We start from the raw sequence: 17196 nt of genomic DNA, 5'->3' as shown, positions 1-17196 counted from the left end.
CTCTTAGAAAACCAGCCCGACGCGGGCGTAAATGCTGACGTGATCCGGCTGCATATGGCCGGGATAGCTAAGCGGAATGCCGACGGTGTACTGGGTGTAGACGTTGCGACCGCGCGTGCTGATTCCGACCGCGCTGCCCCACAAAGTACCGGTTGACTCGCGGTTCTGCGCGTCACTCTTAAGCCAGCCGCCGTCGATGGCAGCCAGCGCGCTGACGTCGCCCAAAACCGGCAGCGTGAACAGGCTGTAGCTCAGTTCGTTGCGCAGATAGCCACCGGCATCACCGGAGAGATACTGCTCCTTAAAACCGCGCACCGAGCTTTCGCCACCCAGCGTCAGGCGTTCGCTGCCATACAGTCGATCGGGCGACCACTGGCCGTAAACGCTGCTCAACAGCCACAGATTGTCAGCCAGCGGGCGCTGGAAGCTGCCGCTGATGCTCCACTTGCGGAACTGCGCTTTCGGCAGGTCGCCGGTTTTGCCCGCGTCATCTTCGGCATCGAACCACGGCATGCCGCGCGTGAACGTCGGGTTGAGCGTAGCGACGCCGCCAAGGATTTTCTGCGTGTGGTTGAGTCCCAGTTGCGCGCTGGTGATTTTGCGACTGCTGCTCTGCAACAAGGTATTGTTGAGATAGTTGTGGCTGGAATAGTGATTCAGGCCGAGCTGGACGCCGCTTTTGATATCGCCGTTGCGAAACAGCACCCATGAACCGTTAAGCCGGTGCGACACGTTGTCGCCGTTGCTCAGCCAGGTGAAGCCGTTGTTGACGAAGCTGCTGTGATAGTTGCTCCAGCTGTAGCTGTAGTCGAGCAGTCCGTAGCCGTAAGGTACACTGACGCCCGCCTGCAGGTTTTGCGCATCGCGCCAGTCGCTGAAGGCGCTGCTGCGTCCGCCGCTGATAAACCAGCGGTCGGCCAGTCCCAGCAGATTATTGCCCGTCAGCGAGGCGTTAAGCTGACCAACCCCGGTGCTTTTCTGTCCGCTGTTATCAAAACCCAGCGATGCGCTGAGCGGGAATTCCGGCGTCGCCGTAAGGTTAACCACGGAATAACCGGTTTTAGGCGACGGCTGTATTTCAATCTGTACCGGCGTTGTGCGCACGCGGTTAATCTGCTCCATGCCCTGCTCAATATCGCGCAGATTGAGTATCTTTCCTTCAAGGCCCGGAAACGCCATCTGTAGTGAACGCGGATGCTGGCCGTCGAGACGAATGGCGTCCAGCTTCCCTTCCAGCACCGGTATAATTAATTCGCCCTGCGATAAATCCTGTTCAATTAAAAAAGCCCGACTGGTTATATAGCCTCTTTGCATATACCAGTCAGAAATAGCGTGTACCAGCGAATTAATTTCGGTTAAGTTCAGGCAGCGTTGAATATAAGGTTCGGCCAGTGATTGCTGCTGACTGGCAGACATTAGCGTGGCGTTGCGAATAGCGATATGCTGCACCGGAAAGCAGGGGCCAGCCTGACCAGAATCCGCTGCTGGCGTGCTCTGCGGCACTGTAGCACTCCACAGCGCATCTCGCTGCTGCTGGTCATTTTGCAAACGTTGTTGTTGCTGATTCTGAATATAATCGCGGTCGCCCGGATTTAACGGTGCCGCAAATGCAGAAGTTGTGATCATACCGACGCCCAGCGCCAGTGACATCCATGTTTTTGCCATCATAATAAAACTTAAGCGAAATTAATTGTAAGTTTTGTGTAAGCACTTTTGCGCAGAATATCACCTTAACAATCAGAAAGTTCCTGGCTATTTATAAAAAAATTAATTTCCTGTTTATTCAATTTTATGAATTATGAAGTTTCTTCCTAACACAAATAGTCAGTTACTCCATCACTTTACCTGATACTGTTCCCCCTCCAGGTCATGCATATTGAATGAAATGATGAGGGAAATGCATATACAGAATGAGGATCTCCACTGCATTGATTAGCAGTCTGCGGGTAAAGTGGTTGCGGCGAACCCTAATCAGAGCATAAGCGCCTGCATTTGATTGTTACATTATAACATACTTTAGGCCCAGCAATGGTTGAACTGATCCCCAAATCCATCCTCTTACTTAGGGCTGTCAATTTACAGGCAAGTGATTAGTTTTCATTATAATAACGAGGAATACATGTTTAAAAAGGGTTGGGTTAAGCAGTTTTATATACCGGTGTTTATTTCGCTCTATATCGGTGTACTTCTTAATATTCCGATTTTCATCCGTCGCTATACGCAACTGCAGTTTGATAATACCCTTTCATTAATGACTGAGGTCATGGCTGCATTTTTTTTGGTCATGCTGTTAACGTTGTTAACCTCATTAACCGGAAAATATCTATCGCGCGTATTAATGACCATGCTGGTGATATTCTCCAGCGCCGCCAGTTATTACATGATTTTCTTTAATATTGATATTGGTTATGGCATTATCGCCGCCGTTTTAGCCACCGATTCATTAGACCTTTCTAAGGAATCGGTTGGTTGGCACTTTATGCTATGGATGGTGATCATTAACATCGTCCCACTATGGCTTATCTGGCGCGGAATGCGCGGCAATCCAGTGACAAATATTAGTAAAAAGCGTTACTGGTCTTATAAAACTATCGCCATTGTTATTGCCGCATTAGGTTGCTGGTTACCGTTGAATTTAATGGGCAAGGTGCAGGATGAACAGGATAAGAAAAATAATCGCATGATGGCCAGCTATGGTGGCATTGTTGCGGGTACTTATTCGCCGTCTAACTGGCTATCGGGCGTTGGCTTGCTGGCTTATAGTTCGTTCAGCCAGGCTGAAGATAACCGTAATCTTTACGATCCCGCTGAGCACTTTAAATACGTTCCACCGAAAAATGCGGATAACTTGTATATCGTGTTTGTGATTGGTGAAAGTGCCCGCCGCGATCACATGGGTTTATACGGTTACGATCGCGATAACACGCCTTATCTCGATCACGAAAAAAACCTGGTTCACTTGCAGGGCTATTCCTGTGATACCTCAACCAAGCTCTCGCTGCGCTGTATGTTTGTCAGAGAAGGCGGCGCCTCAGAAGCCCCGCAGCGTACGCTGAAAGAGATGAATGTCTTCACGGTGATGAAAAAGCAAGGCTTCTCTGAAGATCTCTATTCGATGCAGAGCGAAGCCTGGTTCTATAACAAAGTCATGGCTGACAGTTATTCAATGCGCGAATCTATTCAGGCGGAGAAGCGGAATGTCGGTAAGCCGGTGGATGATATGGCACTGATTAATGAATTGCAGGACTCTATTCAGCGCCATCCGCAGGGTAAACACATTGTGATTCTTCATACCAAAGGCTCACATTATATGTATACCGAGCGCTATCCACGGGCGTTTGCGCGTTATAAGCCGGAGTGTCAGGGCATTGATGATGCCTGCAGCACCGAGGAGATGATTAATTCCTATGATAATAGTCTTTTATATACCGATTATTTTCTTAAGCAGACTTTCGACAGCCTGAAAGATAAAAATGCCATCGTATTTTATGCATCGGATCATGGGGAATCAATTTCCGATAATCTGCATTTCCACGGCACACCACGCGATCATGCACCGATGGCGCAGCGCACGGTGCCGATTATGGTTTGGGCATCAGATACGTTTTTAAGTGACAGTAATAACAAAGCGTCATTTGCCAAACTTCAGCAACTGCAGAATGACAAAACGCCGGTATTCCACGAGAAGTTATTCGACTCGATCTTAGGCTGCTCAGGTTTTACCTCTCCCGATGGCGGAATTAATTCGCTCAGGAACTGGTGCGCGCATTAAGGCACAATCCAGGCGGCAGTTTTACGTCCATTAATAATGGATGTTTAACTGCTGCTACTTTTATTTGAGTACGATGACCGCATAGCGACAACGTTGTTCTGAGTCATTCCTGAAAATACAGTCAGCAGGATCGCCGAGTTCAAGACAATCACCCGTTTGCATTTCGAAGATTTTTTCACCTTCTTGAAAACGTAATTCGCCCTCTAAAATCCAGATAAGCTGACGGCGCGACAGATAGGAAATGACCGGCATCGGCACGCTAACACCGGGCGGCAATTCGATGCTGACAAGATCGAGCGGTATCTGCCCCGGCGACACGTGGCGTCGTATGTATCCCGTTTCTGGGTCCTGCCAAACCGGCTGCTCATGCTGTTTCAGTAATGTTCCCGTTTGAACTTCGCTCAACGCGATCAGTTGCGACATGCTCATATCAAACGAACCCGCCAAACGTGCCAGCAACGTTGCTGTAGGACTGCTTTCGCCCCGTTCAATTTTATGGATCATTGCCCGAGATACGCCTGATTGCTCAGCCAATTCAGTCAGCGACCAGCTGCGTTTTTCCCTTTCAGCCTTCACTTTTTTGCCAATGCGCGCGTTTAAATCATCTTCTTTAGTGGATTTTTCGTCTGACATAGTGGATATATAAGATAGTGTACGAAGTGTCTACTTTAGTGGCATAACAGCGAGGTGTCTATGGTGAGCATACGTTCGGCAGTTGAAAAAGATGCAGTGGTAATCACTGATATTTATAACGATGCGGTGCTAAACAGCACTGCTATCTGGAATGATCAAACGGTCGATATTGCTAACCGAATCAAATGGTTGTCAGATCGGCTAACGGCGGGATTTCCGGTTCTGGTTGCCGTTGATGAGCAGGATAATGCGCTCGGCTACGCTTCCTATGGTGACTGGCGCCCCTGGGATGGATACCGCTACACGGTTGAACATTCGGTCTATGTCCATAAAGCGTCACAGGGAAAAGGCATTGGTGTGGCATTAATGCAGTCACTTATCACGCATGCGACCGAGCAAGGTAAGCACGTGATGGTGGCGGGCATTGAGTCTGAAAACACACCTTCAATCGCGTTACATCGCAAGTTAGGATTTACCGATGCCGGACAGATTAACTAGGTAGGAACGAAATTTGGTCGCTGGCTGGATCTAACATTTATGCAACTGCGGCTGGATAGCAGGGACAAACCTTTATTGACGATGACCAGGCTGGAGCAAAGGCCCAAAATGGAGGATATATGACGCCAGAAATCAAAACGGAACGATTAATCCTGAAGCCACTTGAAAGCGGCGATGGGCAGGCGATGCAAATTGCTTTCCCTCGCTGGGAGATCGTGCGTTATCTCAATGCTGCCGTGCCGTGGCCTTATCCTGAAGGTGCCTCGCAAGATTACGTGGATAACGTGGTGTTGCCCGCTGTCAACGAAGGTCGATGCTGGTGCTGGAGCATCAGACGCCAGGATAAACCTGAGGAATTAATTGGGCTGATCGAATTGCGCGATGAAGAAAATGATAACCGCGGATTCTGGCTGGTACCTGAGTGGCAGCAACGCGGATTCATGAGTGAAGCCTGCAACGCCGTGAACGACTTCTGGTTTAGAACGCTGGGCCGCGAAGTATTACGCGTGCCAAAAGCGGCGGTGAATACCGGCTCGGTGATGATCTCACGTAAATCTGGCATGCGTCTGATAAAAACCGGTAAAAAAGAGTATGTCGCCGGTGTTCTCGATTACGAATTATGGGAGTTAACCCGCGAAGAGTGGCTCGCAAGAGAAATAAACTGATGAAACCATGATTTCATATATTCCCAGGTGCGCATTGATGCGCACCCTACCTTGATTTGACGCGGTTTTTCGTAGGGTCGCCATTTATGGCGACCGATTTATTACACATACCCCATCATCCGCAGCATCGACTGCGCCTGATTCATCGCCTCTGCGCGGTGCGTCACACCCAATTTTTGGTAAAGATTGCGAATATGCGTTTTGATCGTGGTGGCAGCGACATCCAGCTCGCCAGCAATCTGATCGTTGCTGTATCCCGAATAGATCAGCCCCAAAACCTGCCATTCGCGTTGGGTTAGCGGGCTGGTGCGGATCAGCTCCGGCACATCGGGATGATTAATCAGGCGGCTAACAAAGCCTTCGTCAAAATGGGCAAACTTATGGCGATGATATTTATTAATTTCGCTGAGGATCCGTCTGGCGCGATGATTATCGAGTTCATCCAGGGTGTTGAGCTGAATAAGTTGCCGCAGCTGCTGCGCCATCGCTTCACCTTCAATCACAAAATGGCTGACGAAACCCGTGCTGCGCGCCAGTTTCAGCGCTTCGGTCAGTGCCTGTTGGGCTTCCGCTTTGCGTTGGGTTTGCCAGTAAATCTGATTTAACAGCAGTAGATTGCGGTTCATATCGCTCATCAGGTTGAGCGCACGGGCATTGTCATTCAGTTCATCCAGCACCACTTCGGCCTGGCTCATATTCCCCAGCAGAATTTGCGCACGGGCGACATTGCGCCACTGCCCTTGCAGGAAGTGGTTATTGGCAAACTCAGGCTTCGCGGTCTGACGCATCCAGCTGCTGGCGCTTTGGCTGTCGCCGGTCATCTGCCAAAAAATTACCCGTACCTTATCAGCATTGGCGATCCAGTCGCTGTGCAGCGATCCGTTGTTGAGCAAATTCTCCAGCCGACTTAGGTGGCTGCGGGCATTATCGAGATTGCCGCGCGCCAGCGAGCACTGCACCAGCAAACCGAGGCACTGAATCTGCTGCTGTGGCTGATAGCCTTTTAGCACTTTCATCCCTTCGCGCGCCGCCTGTTCCGCTTCGTCGAGTCGGCCCCACGCCCACAATAGTTGAGCGCGAATACGCAGCAGGAATTCATGCATGGGAAACTGCGTCAGATGCTGCTCTTTGACCAATACAAATGCCCGCTCCTGCATCTCATAAGCGGACTGGAGAAATCCCTGCGCGAAGAGAATTTCACTCTGCTGAATCAGGCTCCACAGCGCGTAATTCCACGCTTCTTCACGACGCGCCATCTGCTCGGTCTGACGCATCAGCTTCAATGAACTGCTGAGCTCGCCTTTGCAGTGCATCACTTCGCCCAATACCGAAGTGGCCACGATGCAACTGTATTGTCGGCTTTCGGGTAGCGCTTTGAGCGCCAGCAACGCCAGCCGCTCAGCTTCTTCAGCATTACCGTCGTTAATGGAGACCTGCGCCAGCAGCGCATTGAATTCGCCGCGCAGCACATCATCAATCTCTTCGCTACAGGAGTGTTCAAAACGCGTGAGCAAACTGCTCACTTCGGAGAAACGGTGCTGACTTTGCATCAGCCACGCCTGCAACAGCAGCAGCTTCGGATTCTCCAGCAGAATCTCCCACGGCAGCGCCTTGAGAGAGTTTTCCAGCAGCGTGAGTTCGCTCTGATTAAACAGCGTCCAGGCGTATTGCAGCAGTACGTCGCGCAGCATCAACGCATCACCGGCGGCCAGCGCATGATGGATCGCTTCGCCGGGGAACCCCAGTCGCATCCAGCTTTCAGCTGCCGCACGATGCAGCGCAGGTAATTCCGCCGCCAGTTCCCACTGACAGCGCTGACGCAAAAAACTGCCAAACAGCGGATGATAGCTAAACCACTCGCCCGAGTTATCCATGCGCTGTAAAAACAGCCCCTGACGCTCAATCTCTTCCAGCCGCATTTGCCCTTGTTCTTCACCCGTTACGCAGGCAATCAGCGTGTCATTCATAGAACGCAGCAGCGCACTTTTCAGCAGAAAATTGCGCGTGGCGCTGTCCACGTTGTTCAGCACTTCCTCCACCAGATAATCGGCAAGATGGCTGGCGTTAATTCCGGAAAGTCGGCGTGCCGAATCCTGGGCGGAGCTGGCGCCCTGACGCGTCGAGAGCGCAATCAGCTGTAACGCAGTCGCCCAGCCCGCCACATCGTCACACAGGCGACCGCTCTCTTCGGATGCCAGTGGCGTGGTCAGGCGGCAATCAAAAAACTGCTTGGCTTCATGATGGGTAAACGCCAGCTGCTGGCTGCCTAATTCAATCAGTTGTTCACGCACGCGCAGATTAGCAATGCCGAGTTGCGGCAGATTACGCGACAGTAAAATGAGCGTCACATTTTCGGGCTGGTTGCGTAAGAAGAAACGCATGGCGTCATGAATAACGGGATTGGTGATGTGATGGTAATCATCAATGATGAGCCAGGTCGGTTGCTGCCACGCCGCCAGCTCACTGAACAACTGGGCGAACAACGCATTCAGATTGATATATTGCCTTTTCTGCGCCAACGCTTCGCTGGAGGCGCAACCGCCCTGCGTCGCCTGTTGTAGCGCCGCAATTAAGTAATCAACGAAGCGTTCAGGCTGATTGTCGCCCTCATCCAGTGAATACCAGCCCAGATTGGCTTTTCCCGCCGCCCACTGTGATATCAGCGTGGTTTTGCCATATCCGGCCGGGCTGGTCACCAATACCAAACGGTAATTGCCTGCCGCGCCGAGTTTTTGCAACAGGCGCTCGCGCGCAACCGTGTTCTCAAGGCGTACAGGTCGGCTGAGTTTGGAGGGTATTAACATCAGTGAACGCTTCTCCCTAAACGTGGCGCATCATTATTTTACGCTTCGTAATTAATCGTCACATACGTTCAGATATTCGTTTACCTATTGCAAGCGAACCCATTAAGCAAACTTAACAAAAGCGAGGGTTATCACATTCTTGTCACGCTTTCAGATTTACCTCAGCCTCTCCTCCCCGCTCATCCTCCCCGCTGAATTTAGTGCGGGAGGAGGAGTGTGTAATGGCTGACGCGCAGAATGAAGCACATTCACCTCCGCCGTTACAGGACTGATTATGAAATTTGATCGCACCCGTTTTAAACACGCACTAACTCGACAATGGCAACGGTTTGGTCTGCACGATGCAAAAGAGATGACGCCAGACCAATGGTGGCAGGCGTTAAGCGGCGCACTGGCCGATATGCTGGCGGAGATGCCTGCGCCACCTTCAGTCACGCCGCAGCGTCACGTTAACTACATCTCGATGGAGTTTCTGATTGGCCGACTGACCGGCAACAATCTGCTCAATCTTGGCTGGTATGACGACGTGAACGCGGCGCTGGCCGAGTGGAATATTACGCTAAGCGACGTGGAAGCGTGTGAAACCGATCCGGCGTTGGGCAATGGCGGCTTGGGTCGACTTGCTGCCTGTTTTCTCGATTCGATGGCGACGGTTGGACAACCCGCCACCGGCTACGGACTCAATTATCAGTACGGTCTGTTTCGCCAGCACTTCGTGGATGGCGCGCAGCAAGAGATGCCGGACAACTGGCAGCGCGACAGCTATCCGTGGTTCAATCACAATGCCGCGTTAACCGTGCAGGTGCATCTCGGCGGCAAAGTCATCACGCAAAATGGCGTGCCGCGCTGGGAGCCTGCGGTGCAAATTCTGGGTGAAGCCTGGGATCTGCCGGTGGTGGGTTATCAGAATGGCGTAACCCAACCGCTGCGTCTGTGGCAGGCGAAACATGCGCAGCCGTTTGATCTGCAGCGCTTCAATCGCGGTGATTTCCTGCGTGCCGAGCAGCCGGGCATTGAGGCAGAAAAACTTACCAAAGTGCTCTACCCCAATGACAATCACGACAACGGTAAAAAGCTGCGTCTGATGCAGCAATATTTCCAGTGCGCCTGCTCGCTGGCGGACATTCTTCGCCGTCACCAACGCGCCGGGCGCAGCATAGCATCCTTGCCGGATCACGAGGTCATTCAGCTAAACGATACCCATCCAACGCTGGCGATCCCTGAGCTGATGCGCCTGCTGCTGGATGAACACGCGATGAGCTGGGACGAGGCGTGGCGTATTACCCAGCGCACCTTTGCGTATACCAATCACACCTTAATGCCTGAAGCGCTGGAGTGCTGGGATATACGCATGGTGCGTGCCCTGTTGCCGCGCCATATGCTGATCATCAACCAACTTAATGCCCAGTTGAAGAAGCAGGTTGAGGCTCGCTGGCCAGGCGATGAAGCCACTTGGGCGAAACTGGCGTTGATACATAACAACCAGCTGCGCATGGCCAATCTCTGTGTCACCAGCGGGTTTGCAGTGAACGGTGTCGCGGCGCTGCATTCACAGCTGGTGGTGAAAGATCTCTTCCCGGAATATCACGCGCTGTGGCCAGATAAATTCCATAATGTCACCAACGGCATCACGCCGCGCCGCTGGATAAACCAGTGTAATCCGGCGCTGGCGACATTGATCACCAAAACCCTCACTCAGCCGTGGCTCACCGATCTCGATCAGCTAAAGGCATTAGAAACCTACGCCGATCACGCCGCATTCCAGGCCCAATACCGCGCCATTAAGCAGCAGAACAAGATCGCGCTGACGCAATGGATCGCAGAACGCACCGGCATCAAAGTGAATCCTGAAGCGATGTTTGATGTGCAGATTAAGCGTCTGCACGAGTACAAGCGTCAGCATCTCGCGCTGCTGCACATTATCGCCCTGTGGCAAACGCTGGTGAGCGATCCGCAGGCCAACCTGACGCCGCGCGTGGTGCTGTTTGGTGCCAAAGCCGCGCCGGGTTATGTGCTGGCCAAAAACATCATCTACGCGATTAACAAAGTGGCGGCTATCGTCAACAACGATCCCCGCGTTGGCGATCGCCTCAAAGTGGTGTTTGTGCCTGATTACAACGTTTCGGTTGCGGAGCGGCTGATCCCGGCAGCGGATCTGTCGGAGCAGATTTCTACCGCCGGTAAAGAGGCATCCGGCACCGGCAACATGAAGCTGGCACTCAACGGGGCGTTGACCATCGGCACGCTGGATGGCGCTAATGTGGAGATCGCCGAGCAAGTTGGGCCCGATAATATCTTTATCTTTGGTCATACCGTCGATCAGGTCAGCGCGTTGAAAGCGGAAGGCTACTCGCCTGACGCATGGCGCAAAAAAGATGCGCAGCTGGATCGGGTATTGAAAGCGTTAGAAGACGGCACCTTCAGCGACGGCGACGTCACTGCGTTCGAACCGTTGCTGCACAGCCTGAGCGCCAAAGGCGGCGATCCTTATCTGGTGCTGGCCGATTTTCGTCACTACCTCAATGCGCAGGCGCAGGCAGAAACCTTGTGGGCCGATCAGCCTGGCTGGACGCGCGCCGCCATTCTCAACACCGCACGCTGTGGCATGTTCAGCGCTGACCGCGCCATCCGTGACTACCAGCAACGCATCTGGCAGGCCACGCGATGAACAGCACTCTCACGCCAACCGCAGACATCGCCAGCGAATACATTGACGCCCACGGCCAGCTGCAATCGGTCTCTGCCATTACCCGCCAGCGTTTGCTGGCGGCCATGCATCCGCCAAAAATGAACGCCTCGCCGCTGCCGCCGGTGCACATCGTGCAAGGAGAAGACGCTGAGATTGTGCTGCCTGCGCCCGGTATTGAAGGCGAATGGCAGCTGATTGCGGAACAGGGAGAAACCTGGAAAGGCCATTGTCTAGCCGATCAGCCGATCCGTTTGCTTGCACTGCCTTTCGGTTATCACCAGCTGACCTTTATCGCGCATCAGCAGGCGTTTCACAGCCGGATTATTGTCGCGCCGGTTCGCTGTTACGAGCCGCCAGCCATCCAGCAAGGGCAATCGCTGTGGGGCGCCTGTATTCAGCTGTATACGCTGCGATCGGCTACTAACTGGGGAATCGGCGATTTCAGTGATTTAAAGCAGATGCTGGTCGCGGTCGCACAGCGTGGCGGTGCCTGCATTGGGTTGAATCCGCTGCATGCACTGTTCCCGGCGACCCCGGAAAGCGCCAGCCCGTACAGCCCGTCATCGCGGCGCTGGCTCAATATGCTGTATATCGACGTCACCGCCGTTGAGGATTTTACGCTGAGTGAAGATGCGCAGCGCTGGTGGCAGGCGGACAGTACGCTGCAGGCATTACAGGCGGCGCGGAACGCTGAGTGGGTTGATTACTCAGCGGTCACCCGACTTAAACTGGAGGCGCTGCGTCTCGCCTGGCAACACTTCAGGCAGCGCAGTGCGGAGGATCATCAGGTTGCGGCCTTTGAAGCCTTTATGCAGCAAGGCGGTGAAAGTTTGCTGCATCAGGGCGTTTTCGATGCGCTGCACGCCGTGCAGATCGCCGAAGACGATCGGCGCTACGACTGGACAACCTGGTCTGCGGAGTTGCAATCTCCCGACAGCGCGGCGGTGCGGGCATTCCGCATCGAGCACACTGATGAAGTGCGCTTTTATCTGTGGCTGCAATGGCTGGCCGCTCGCCAGTTCGCTGACTGCTGGGCAGTGTGCCGGCAGCATGAAATGCCGATTGGCTTATACCGCGATTTAGCAGTGGGCGTGGCGCAGGGCGGCGCAGAAACCTGGAGCGATCGCGAGCTTTACTGCTTGCAGGCCAGCGTCGGCGCGCCGCCGGATATTCTCGGCCCGCTGGGGCAGAACTGGGGATTGCCGCCGATGGATCCGCAGATTATGCAGGCCCGCGCCTACGAGCCATGGATTGCGCTGCTGCGCGCCAACATGCACGACTGCGGCGCATTGCGGATCGATCACGTGATGGCGCTGCTGCGGCTGTGGTGGATCCCGCAGGGTGAAAGCGCGGCGGAAGGGGCTTATGTCCATTATCCCATTGACGATCTGCTGGCGATTCTGGCGCTGGAGAGTCAGCGTCATCACTGCATGGTGATTGGGGAAGATTTGGGTACGGTGCCAGAGAAGATTATCGGCAAGCTCCAACAAGCCGGCGTTTACTCCTACAAAGTGCTTTATTTTGAGCAGACGTCAAACGTGGCCTTTCGCGCCCCTTCCCGCTGGCCACGTCAGGCGATGGCGGTCGCCACCACCCACGATATGCCAACCCTGCGCGGCTGGTGGCAAAGCGACGATTTACGTCTGGGCAGCGCGCTAGGACTCTATCCTGACAAGCAGATTCTCGCCGGGCTCAATAAGTCACGCCTGGCAGCACGGCGCGCGCTGTTTAAGAGCTTGCAACGCAGCGGCTGTCTAGCCGAACAGGCCGAACCACAGGTGATGGATCGGGCGCTAAATGCCGCGATGCAGCGCTATCTGGCCGACAGCAACAGTGCGCTGCTTGGCCTGCAACCTGAGGAGTGGCTGGATATGGCTTCCCCGGTGAATATTCCCGGTACCACCAGCCAATATCCCAACTGGCGGCGCAAACTCAGCGCCTCGCTGGAGGAGATGTTTGCAGACCCGCAGATCAACGCGTTGCTGGCGGATATCGATCAACGGCGGCGGACGGTGAAATGAATGTTCGCCATGGAAGGCGAACTTCACCCGTAACGGCGCAATTCATGGCGCAATAAATTGCGCCGCTACGAACTGTGCGGTGTTTGAGGCGGTGCCTAATTGATCGACATGGCGCAATAAATTGCGTAATGCTCGTCAGTTAAGCAGCGCATTGGCTCTGCGGGGATTACCTGGTCGCCATGAATGGCGACCCTACAGGCGTTACCGCGATGGTAATTCAGAAATACGCATTGATGTTGCAGCGTGGGTGTTGAGGCGACATCCCAGCCCGCTGAACGAGTGAAGGATTCCAGGACGAGCCGCAGGGATGCGGCGAGAGGCGGCGCTGAGCAGGAGCGAATCGCCGCCGGTCCGTCAGGAATCGTGAGCGAGTGAAGGTACCGCGTAGCGGCGGGCTGGGCTGGCGCAGGGCCGCGGAGTGCAGAGGGCGCGGCCTGACGCCCTCTGCTCGGTCGCCGCACGGCATAGCTGAAACTGCCCCAGCCGATAGCGAACGAAAGTCGATCGGCGCTTAACTGATCGGCATTACGCAATAAATTGCGCCGCTACGAACTGTGCGGTGTTTAGCTTGCAATAAAAAAGGTGCGCCGAAGCGCACCAGATGGGACAAATCAGCAGTGTCGGGGCGCTTTACCCCTTGCCTTTAACACTGCTGATAAACACTTGTCTGGCCGATGTGGAGCCTAAACGCTCTGCCTCATCCAGCAGCTTCAATGCCTTATCGATATTGCCCTTCTCAACCGCTTCGCGGATGTTCTGATTAAAGTAACCTTCGGTATCCGTCATGATCGGCTCACGTTTGGCCTCCGGCGCGGGGGCTGCGCGATAGGTGGTCGCCGCAACCGGCTGCGTATTGCCCACCGTTACCGGTGCAGGACTTGATGATCCAAACAGCGGCCCAACCAGAATTGATGAACCTGAACTGGTTTTCACTTTGAGTTTCAGCGTGCCGTCGCGGCTGTGCTGCGCAATCGGATCGGGAATATCCGGCACCGCATTGCCGGTGCCTCGGGCGTAGGCTTTAGCCGGATCCAGTAATGTGGTGGTTTCGGTCAAATCCTTCTCGGTGGTAAACACCAGCAGATAGATCTTTTGCTGACCCAGCGCAGGCGTCAGTTTCATCACGCCTTCCAGCCGATCCGCCGCCATCACGCCCGGCTGCTGATAGGTGAAAAAGCGTGCCGGAAACCAAGCCGCCGGGCGCATGTTCTCATCCAGCACCAGCACATTAGGCGCGAACACCTGATTTTGTTTCACTTCACTGCTCAGCGTAATGGTGAGTTCACCGATATTGGCTGGCAAGCTGTAGGCCGCCACCGAACCCGTTACGCCCGCAGCGTTCAACCTGGTGTGGCTCTCACTCAGCGTGGTGACCTGGGTGCGCGAGGTATCCACCGGCAGCCAGCTCAGCGTTTGCAGGCTGGCGGCAGGAAATGTGGGCGCGGCAGAGAGATCCTGTGGTACCAGATTGACATCCGCGATCGCCGGTAGACTTTGGCCGGCGAACAACGCGGCGCTCAGACAGAGCGCAAAAACTGTTTTTTTCATTATCATGGTAAAACCTCAAAAGGCTGTCAGGCTGCGGCGCGAACCAGGCAATGGCGCGCCGCGCCGAAAAGAGTTTGTCTCGATCAGGACTGACGCGGGAGCATTACCACCAAATCTCCATCTGCGCCCCGAATGTCACCTCATCGTTGTTGCCACGGCTGTTCGTTAAGATGCCGTTGCCGCTGCTGTCGTTAGAGGCAAAGGAGGTCAAATCTCCTGCGCTGTCTTTGCTGTAGCCCCACTTCTCATCCCACTTGGCGTAGGTGGCGAACAGACGCAGTGCCGGACGCGACCAAATGCTGTCGCCCGCCTGCCACTGTTGCGCAAGGGTCACTTTGTATTGGCCGTTGCGTTCGTTCACCTGCTGCGATTTCACGTTGTCGTAGCCCACTTCAAGCAGCGTGCTCATGATCGGCGTCCATTTGTACATGGGGCGCACGCCCACGGTGTACCACTCGGTACCTCGGTTGTTATCAAGATCGGTATTTTGGTACATAGCGACATACATCAGATCCCAGCGATCGGCGAGGGTAATTGCGCCGTGATCGAGGACGCGATACATGCTGCCGCTGTTGTTAATGTTGGTGCCCTGCGGCAGCCCTTTGCCCTGAGAAGTCAGTGCGTCGGTGGCGTACTGCAGCACAAATTTGTTGTAGCCTTTCATCATGCTCTGCGTATGTTCGGCGGTGAACATCCAGCCATCTTTAGACGCATCATCTTCCAGGCGATAGCCATCACGCGCATTGGCACGGCCATAATCGACGCCCAGCTCCAGCACGCCGTTCGGGTTCGTTTCCAAACCACCCAGACGCACGTCAAACACGTCGTTTGCGGTGCTGGTCGCGTAATCACGAATCTGATCGCTGGAGAAGGTGTAAGAGCCGCCCGCTTCAGAGGAGCGTGTAGCCGCAAAAGAGAGTTTACCGAAACCGAGATCAACATCTTCCAAACCCGCACCGGGACCGGAAATATCCCAGTAGTAGAAGTCGATCATATGGACGTCATGGCGCTGATAGAAACGCTTACCGGCCCAGATAGTGGATCCCGGCAACGCATCAATCAGGTTTTTACCTTTCACGTTGGCTTCGCGGAACGCGGGAGAAGTGGCTTCCCAGTCATTCTGCTGGGAAACCGAATAGGCGACGTTGGTATCAAAATAGAAGCTTTTATCACCCTCTTTCCATACTTCCTGGCCCAGCTTTAGTTCAGCGTAGGTTTCACATTCGTTGCCCAGACGGTATTTACTTTGAGCACCGGTGGCCTGAAAACATTGCTGTTCCCCACCACTGCCGGTCCAGCCAATGCCGGAACGGGCATAGCCAGTAAAATCGACTGCCATTGACGGGGCAGCGAGTGTACCTGCCGCGATAGCAACCGCGATAGGGAGTTTGCGCAGAGTTAACATTTTCTATCTCCTGAGGTCATTGCTTTTATTGTTTTGCAGGGCTAAACACCGGGCTCCTGATGTAACCTGCGACAGGCGCTGCCATCTTCACGGAAAAGATGGCAACGCTCCGGCGGCAGGCCGATGCCCATCAGGGCGCCCTCTTCTACCAGCACGACGTCCTCCTGGCGGTACACCAGGCTTTGACGAATAGCGGGAATCTGGAGGTGAATTTGCGTTTCGTGTCCCAACTGCTCGACTACCGTCACCTCGCCTTCAAGGGTGACATCGGCGATATCGCTGGAGAGCAGGTGTTCAGGACGAATACCGAGCGACATGTTGCTGCCCACCTGCACACCCGCGCTGTCGACCGGCAGCCACACCAGCTGAGTGTTGGGTAAGCGCACCTGAACCTGATCGATGGCGGTGGCGGTGACTTTCACCGGTAAGAAGTTCATGCGCGGTGAGCCGATAAAACCGGCGACGAAACGATTGGCGGGATAGTGATAAAGCTCGAGCGGCTTGCCGACCTGGGCAACGTGTCCGCCATCCAGCACCACAATCTTATCGGCCAGCGTCATTGCTTCGGTCTGATCGTGGGTGACGTAAATCATGGTGCGCTTCAGGCGCTTATGTAGACGTGAGATCTCAATACGCATCTGCACGCGCAGTGCCGCGTCGAGGTTAGAAAGCGGTTCATCGAGTAAAAACACCCGCGGTTCTGCCACCAGCGTGCGACCAATCGCCACGCGCTGACGCTGACCGCCCGACAGCGCTTTGGGACGGCGATCCAGCAGATGCGCCAGTTGCAATACTTCCGCCACCTGATTGACCCGCTGTTGGATCTCCGCTTTACGCGTGCCCGCCAGCTTCAGGCCGAATGACATGTTCTCAGCCACCGAAAGATGGGGATACAGCGCGTAGGACTGAAACACCATGCCGATACCGCGCTCGGCGGGCGGTACCTCATTCATGCGTTTGTCACCAATAAACAGATCGCCGCTGGTGATGGTTTCCAGACCGGCAATCATGCGCAGCAGCGTCGACTTCCCGCAGCCCGAAGGTCCGACAAACACCACGAACTCTCCTTCTGCGATCTCAAGGCTGATGTTTTTCGACACCTCGGTTTCACCCCAAACCTTAGAGACACTGCGCAACGTAACGCTCGACATGATGCTTTCC

General features: G+C 54.3%; 10 protein-coding genes and 1 pseudogene. 5 read left to right on the top strand and 6 right to left on the bottom strand.

The window, feature by feature from the left end; all coding sequences use genetic code 11:
* Window positions 1-3: 3 nt before the first annotated feature.
* Window positions 4-1668 (bottom strand): ShlB/FhaC/HecB family hemolysin secretion/activation protein, encoded by a 1665-nt coding sequence (locus AC6I8K_RS19520; protein ID WP_497827345.1) that lies wholly within the window; start codon window positions 1666-1668, stop codon window positions 4-6.
* Window positions 1669-2119: 451 nt separating this feature from the next.
* Between AC6I8K_RS19520 and eptB the strand changes: the two genes are divergently transcribed.
* Window positions 2120-3772, top strand: coding sequence for a kdo(2)-lipid A phosphoethanolamine 7''-transferase (eptB, locus tag AC6I8K_RS19515; protein WP_497827344.1), 1653 nt, complete (start codon window positions 2120-2122; stop codon window positions 3770-3772).
* Window positions 3773-3832: 60 nt separating this feature from the next.
* Here eptB and AC6I8K_RS19510 read toward each other — a convergent pair whose 3' ends face one another.
* Entirely contained in the window at window positions 3833-4405 is a 573-nt protein-coding gene (locus AC6I8K_RS19510) for a helix-turn-helix domain-containing protein (RefSeq protein ID WP_497827343.1), read from the bottom strand.
* A 63-nt stretch (window positions 4406-4468) separates the two neighbouring features.
* Between AC6I8K_RS19510 and AC6I8K_RS19505 the strand changes: the two are divergent.
* Window positions 4469-5026, top strand: a pseudogene (locus tag AC6I8K_RS19505) (GNAT family N-acetyltransferase).
* Entirely contained in the window at window positions 5023-5568 is a 546-nt protein-coding gene (locus tag AC6I8K_RS19500; RefSeq protein ID WP_497827342.1) for a GNAT family N-acetyltransferase, read from the top strand. The pseudogene AC6I8K_RS19505 and the gene AC6I8K_RS19500 overlap by 4 nt, the downstream one beginning before the upstream one ends.
* Before the next feature lie 101 nt (window positions 5569-5669).
* Here the strand turns inward: AC6I8K_RS19500 and malT are convergent, their stop codons facing one another.
* Window positions 5670-8372: an HTH-type transcriptional regulator MalT gene (gene malT, locus AC6I8K_RS19495; RefSeq protein ID WP_497827341.1), complete on the bottom strand. Its 2703-nt coding sequence runs from the start codon at window positions 8370-8372 to the stop codon at window positions 5670-5672.
* Between the two features lie 274 nt (window positions 8373-8646).
* Here malT and malP point away from each other — a divergent pair, with 274 nt between their 5' ends.
* A complete protein-coding gene (gene malP, locus AC6I8K_RS19490; RefSeq protein ID WP_497827340.1) occupies window positions 8647-11040 on the top strand; it encodes a maltodextrin phosphorylase in 2394 nt (797 codons plus the stop codon).
* Window positions 11037-13082 carry a 4-alpha-glucanotransferase gene (gene malQ, locus AC6I8K_RS19485; RefSeq protein ID WP_497827339.1) on the top strand — a complete coding sequence of 682 codons (2046 nt, stop codon included), beginning with the start codon at window positions 11037-11039 and terminating at the stop codon, window positions 13080-13082. The genes malP and malQ overlap by 4 nt, the downstream gene beginning before the upstream one ends.
* A gap of 630 nt (window positions 13083-13712) precedes the next feature.
* Here malQ and malM read toward each other — a convergent pair.
* The 3 genes from malM to malK form a co-directional block, all read right to left on the bottom strand.
* The gene (malM, locus tag AC6I8K_RS19480; RefSeq protein WP_483818062.1) at window positions 13713-14636 is read right to left on the bottom strand and encodes a maltose operon protein MalM; all 924 of its coding nucleotides are present in this window, start codon (window positions 14634-14636) and stop codon (window positions 13713-13715) included.
* Between the two features lie 97 nt (window positions 14637-14733).
* Window positions 14734-16035, bottom strand: coding sequence for a maltoporin (locus AC6I8K_RS19475; protein ID WP_064740244.1), 1302 nt, complete (start codon window positions 16033-16035; stop codon window positions 14734-14736).
* 41 nt (window positions 16036-16076) lie between these two features.
* A complete protein-coding gene (gene malK / locus AC6I8K_RS19470; protein ID WP_064740245.1) occupies window positions 16077-17186 on the bottom strand; it encodes a maltose/maltodextrin ABC transporter ATP-binding protein MalK in 1110 nt (369 codons plus the stop codon).
* Window positions 17187-17196: the final 10 nt, after the last annotated feature.

It is taken from the genome of Pantoea sp. X-Soil-ISGK-421 (assembly GCF_059730785.1).
The sequence above is the reverse complement of the archived record's forward strand: the minus strand, read 5'-3'. Positions and strand labels throughout refer to the sequence as shown.

Excerpts from the sequence above, each read along its gene's own strand:
- malK (WP_064740245.1), bottom strand. The coding sequence starts at position 17,186 with ATGTCGAGCGTTACGTTGCGCAGTGTCTCTAAGGTTTGGGGTGAAACC.
- AC6I8K_RS19520 (WP_497827345.1), bottom strand. The coding sequence starts at position 1,668 with ATGATGGCAAAAACATGGATGTCACTGGCGCTGGGCGTCGGTATGATC.
- malQ (WP_497827339.1), top strand. The coding sequence starts at position 11,037 with ATGAACAGCACTCTCACGCCAACCGCAGACATCGCCAGCGAATACATT.
- AC6I8K_RS19510 (WP_497827343.1), bottom strand. The coding sequence starts at position 4,405 with ATGTCAGACGAAAAATCCACTAAAGAAGATGATTTAAACGCGCGCATT.
- malM (WP_483818062.1), bottom strand. The coding sequence starts at position 14,636 with ATGATAATGAAAAAAACAGTTTTTGCGCTCTGTCTGAGCGCCGCGTTG.
- AC6I8K_RS19500 (WP_497827342.1), top strand. The coding sequence starts at position 5,023 with ATGACGCCAGAAATCAAAACGGAACGATTAATCCTGAAGCCACTTGAA.
- AC6I8K_RS19475 (WP_064740244.1), bottom strand. The coding sequence starts at position 16,035 with ATGTTAACTCTGCGCAAACTCCCTATCGCGGTTGCTATCGCGGCAGGT.
- malP (WP_497827340.1), top strand. The coding sequence starts at position 8,647 with ATGAAATTTGATCGCACCCGTTTTAAACACGCACTAACTCGACAATGG.
- eptB (WP_497827344.1), top strand. The coding sequence starts at position 2,120 with ATGTTTAAAAAGGGTTGGGTTAAGCAGTTTTATATACCGGTGTTTATT.
- malT (WP_497827341.1), bottom strand. The coding sequence starts at position 8,372 with ATGTTAATACCCTCCAAACTCAGCCGACCTGTACGCCTTGAGAACACG.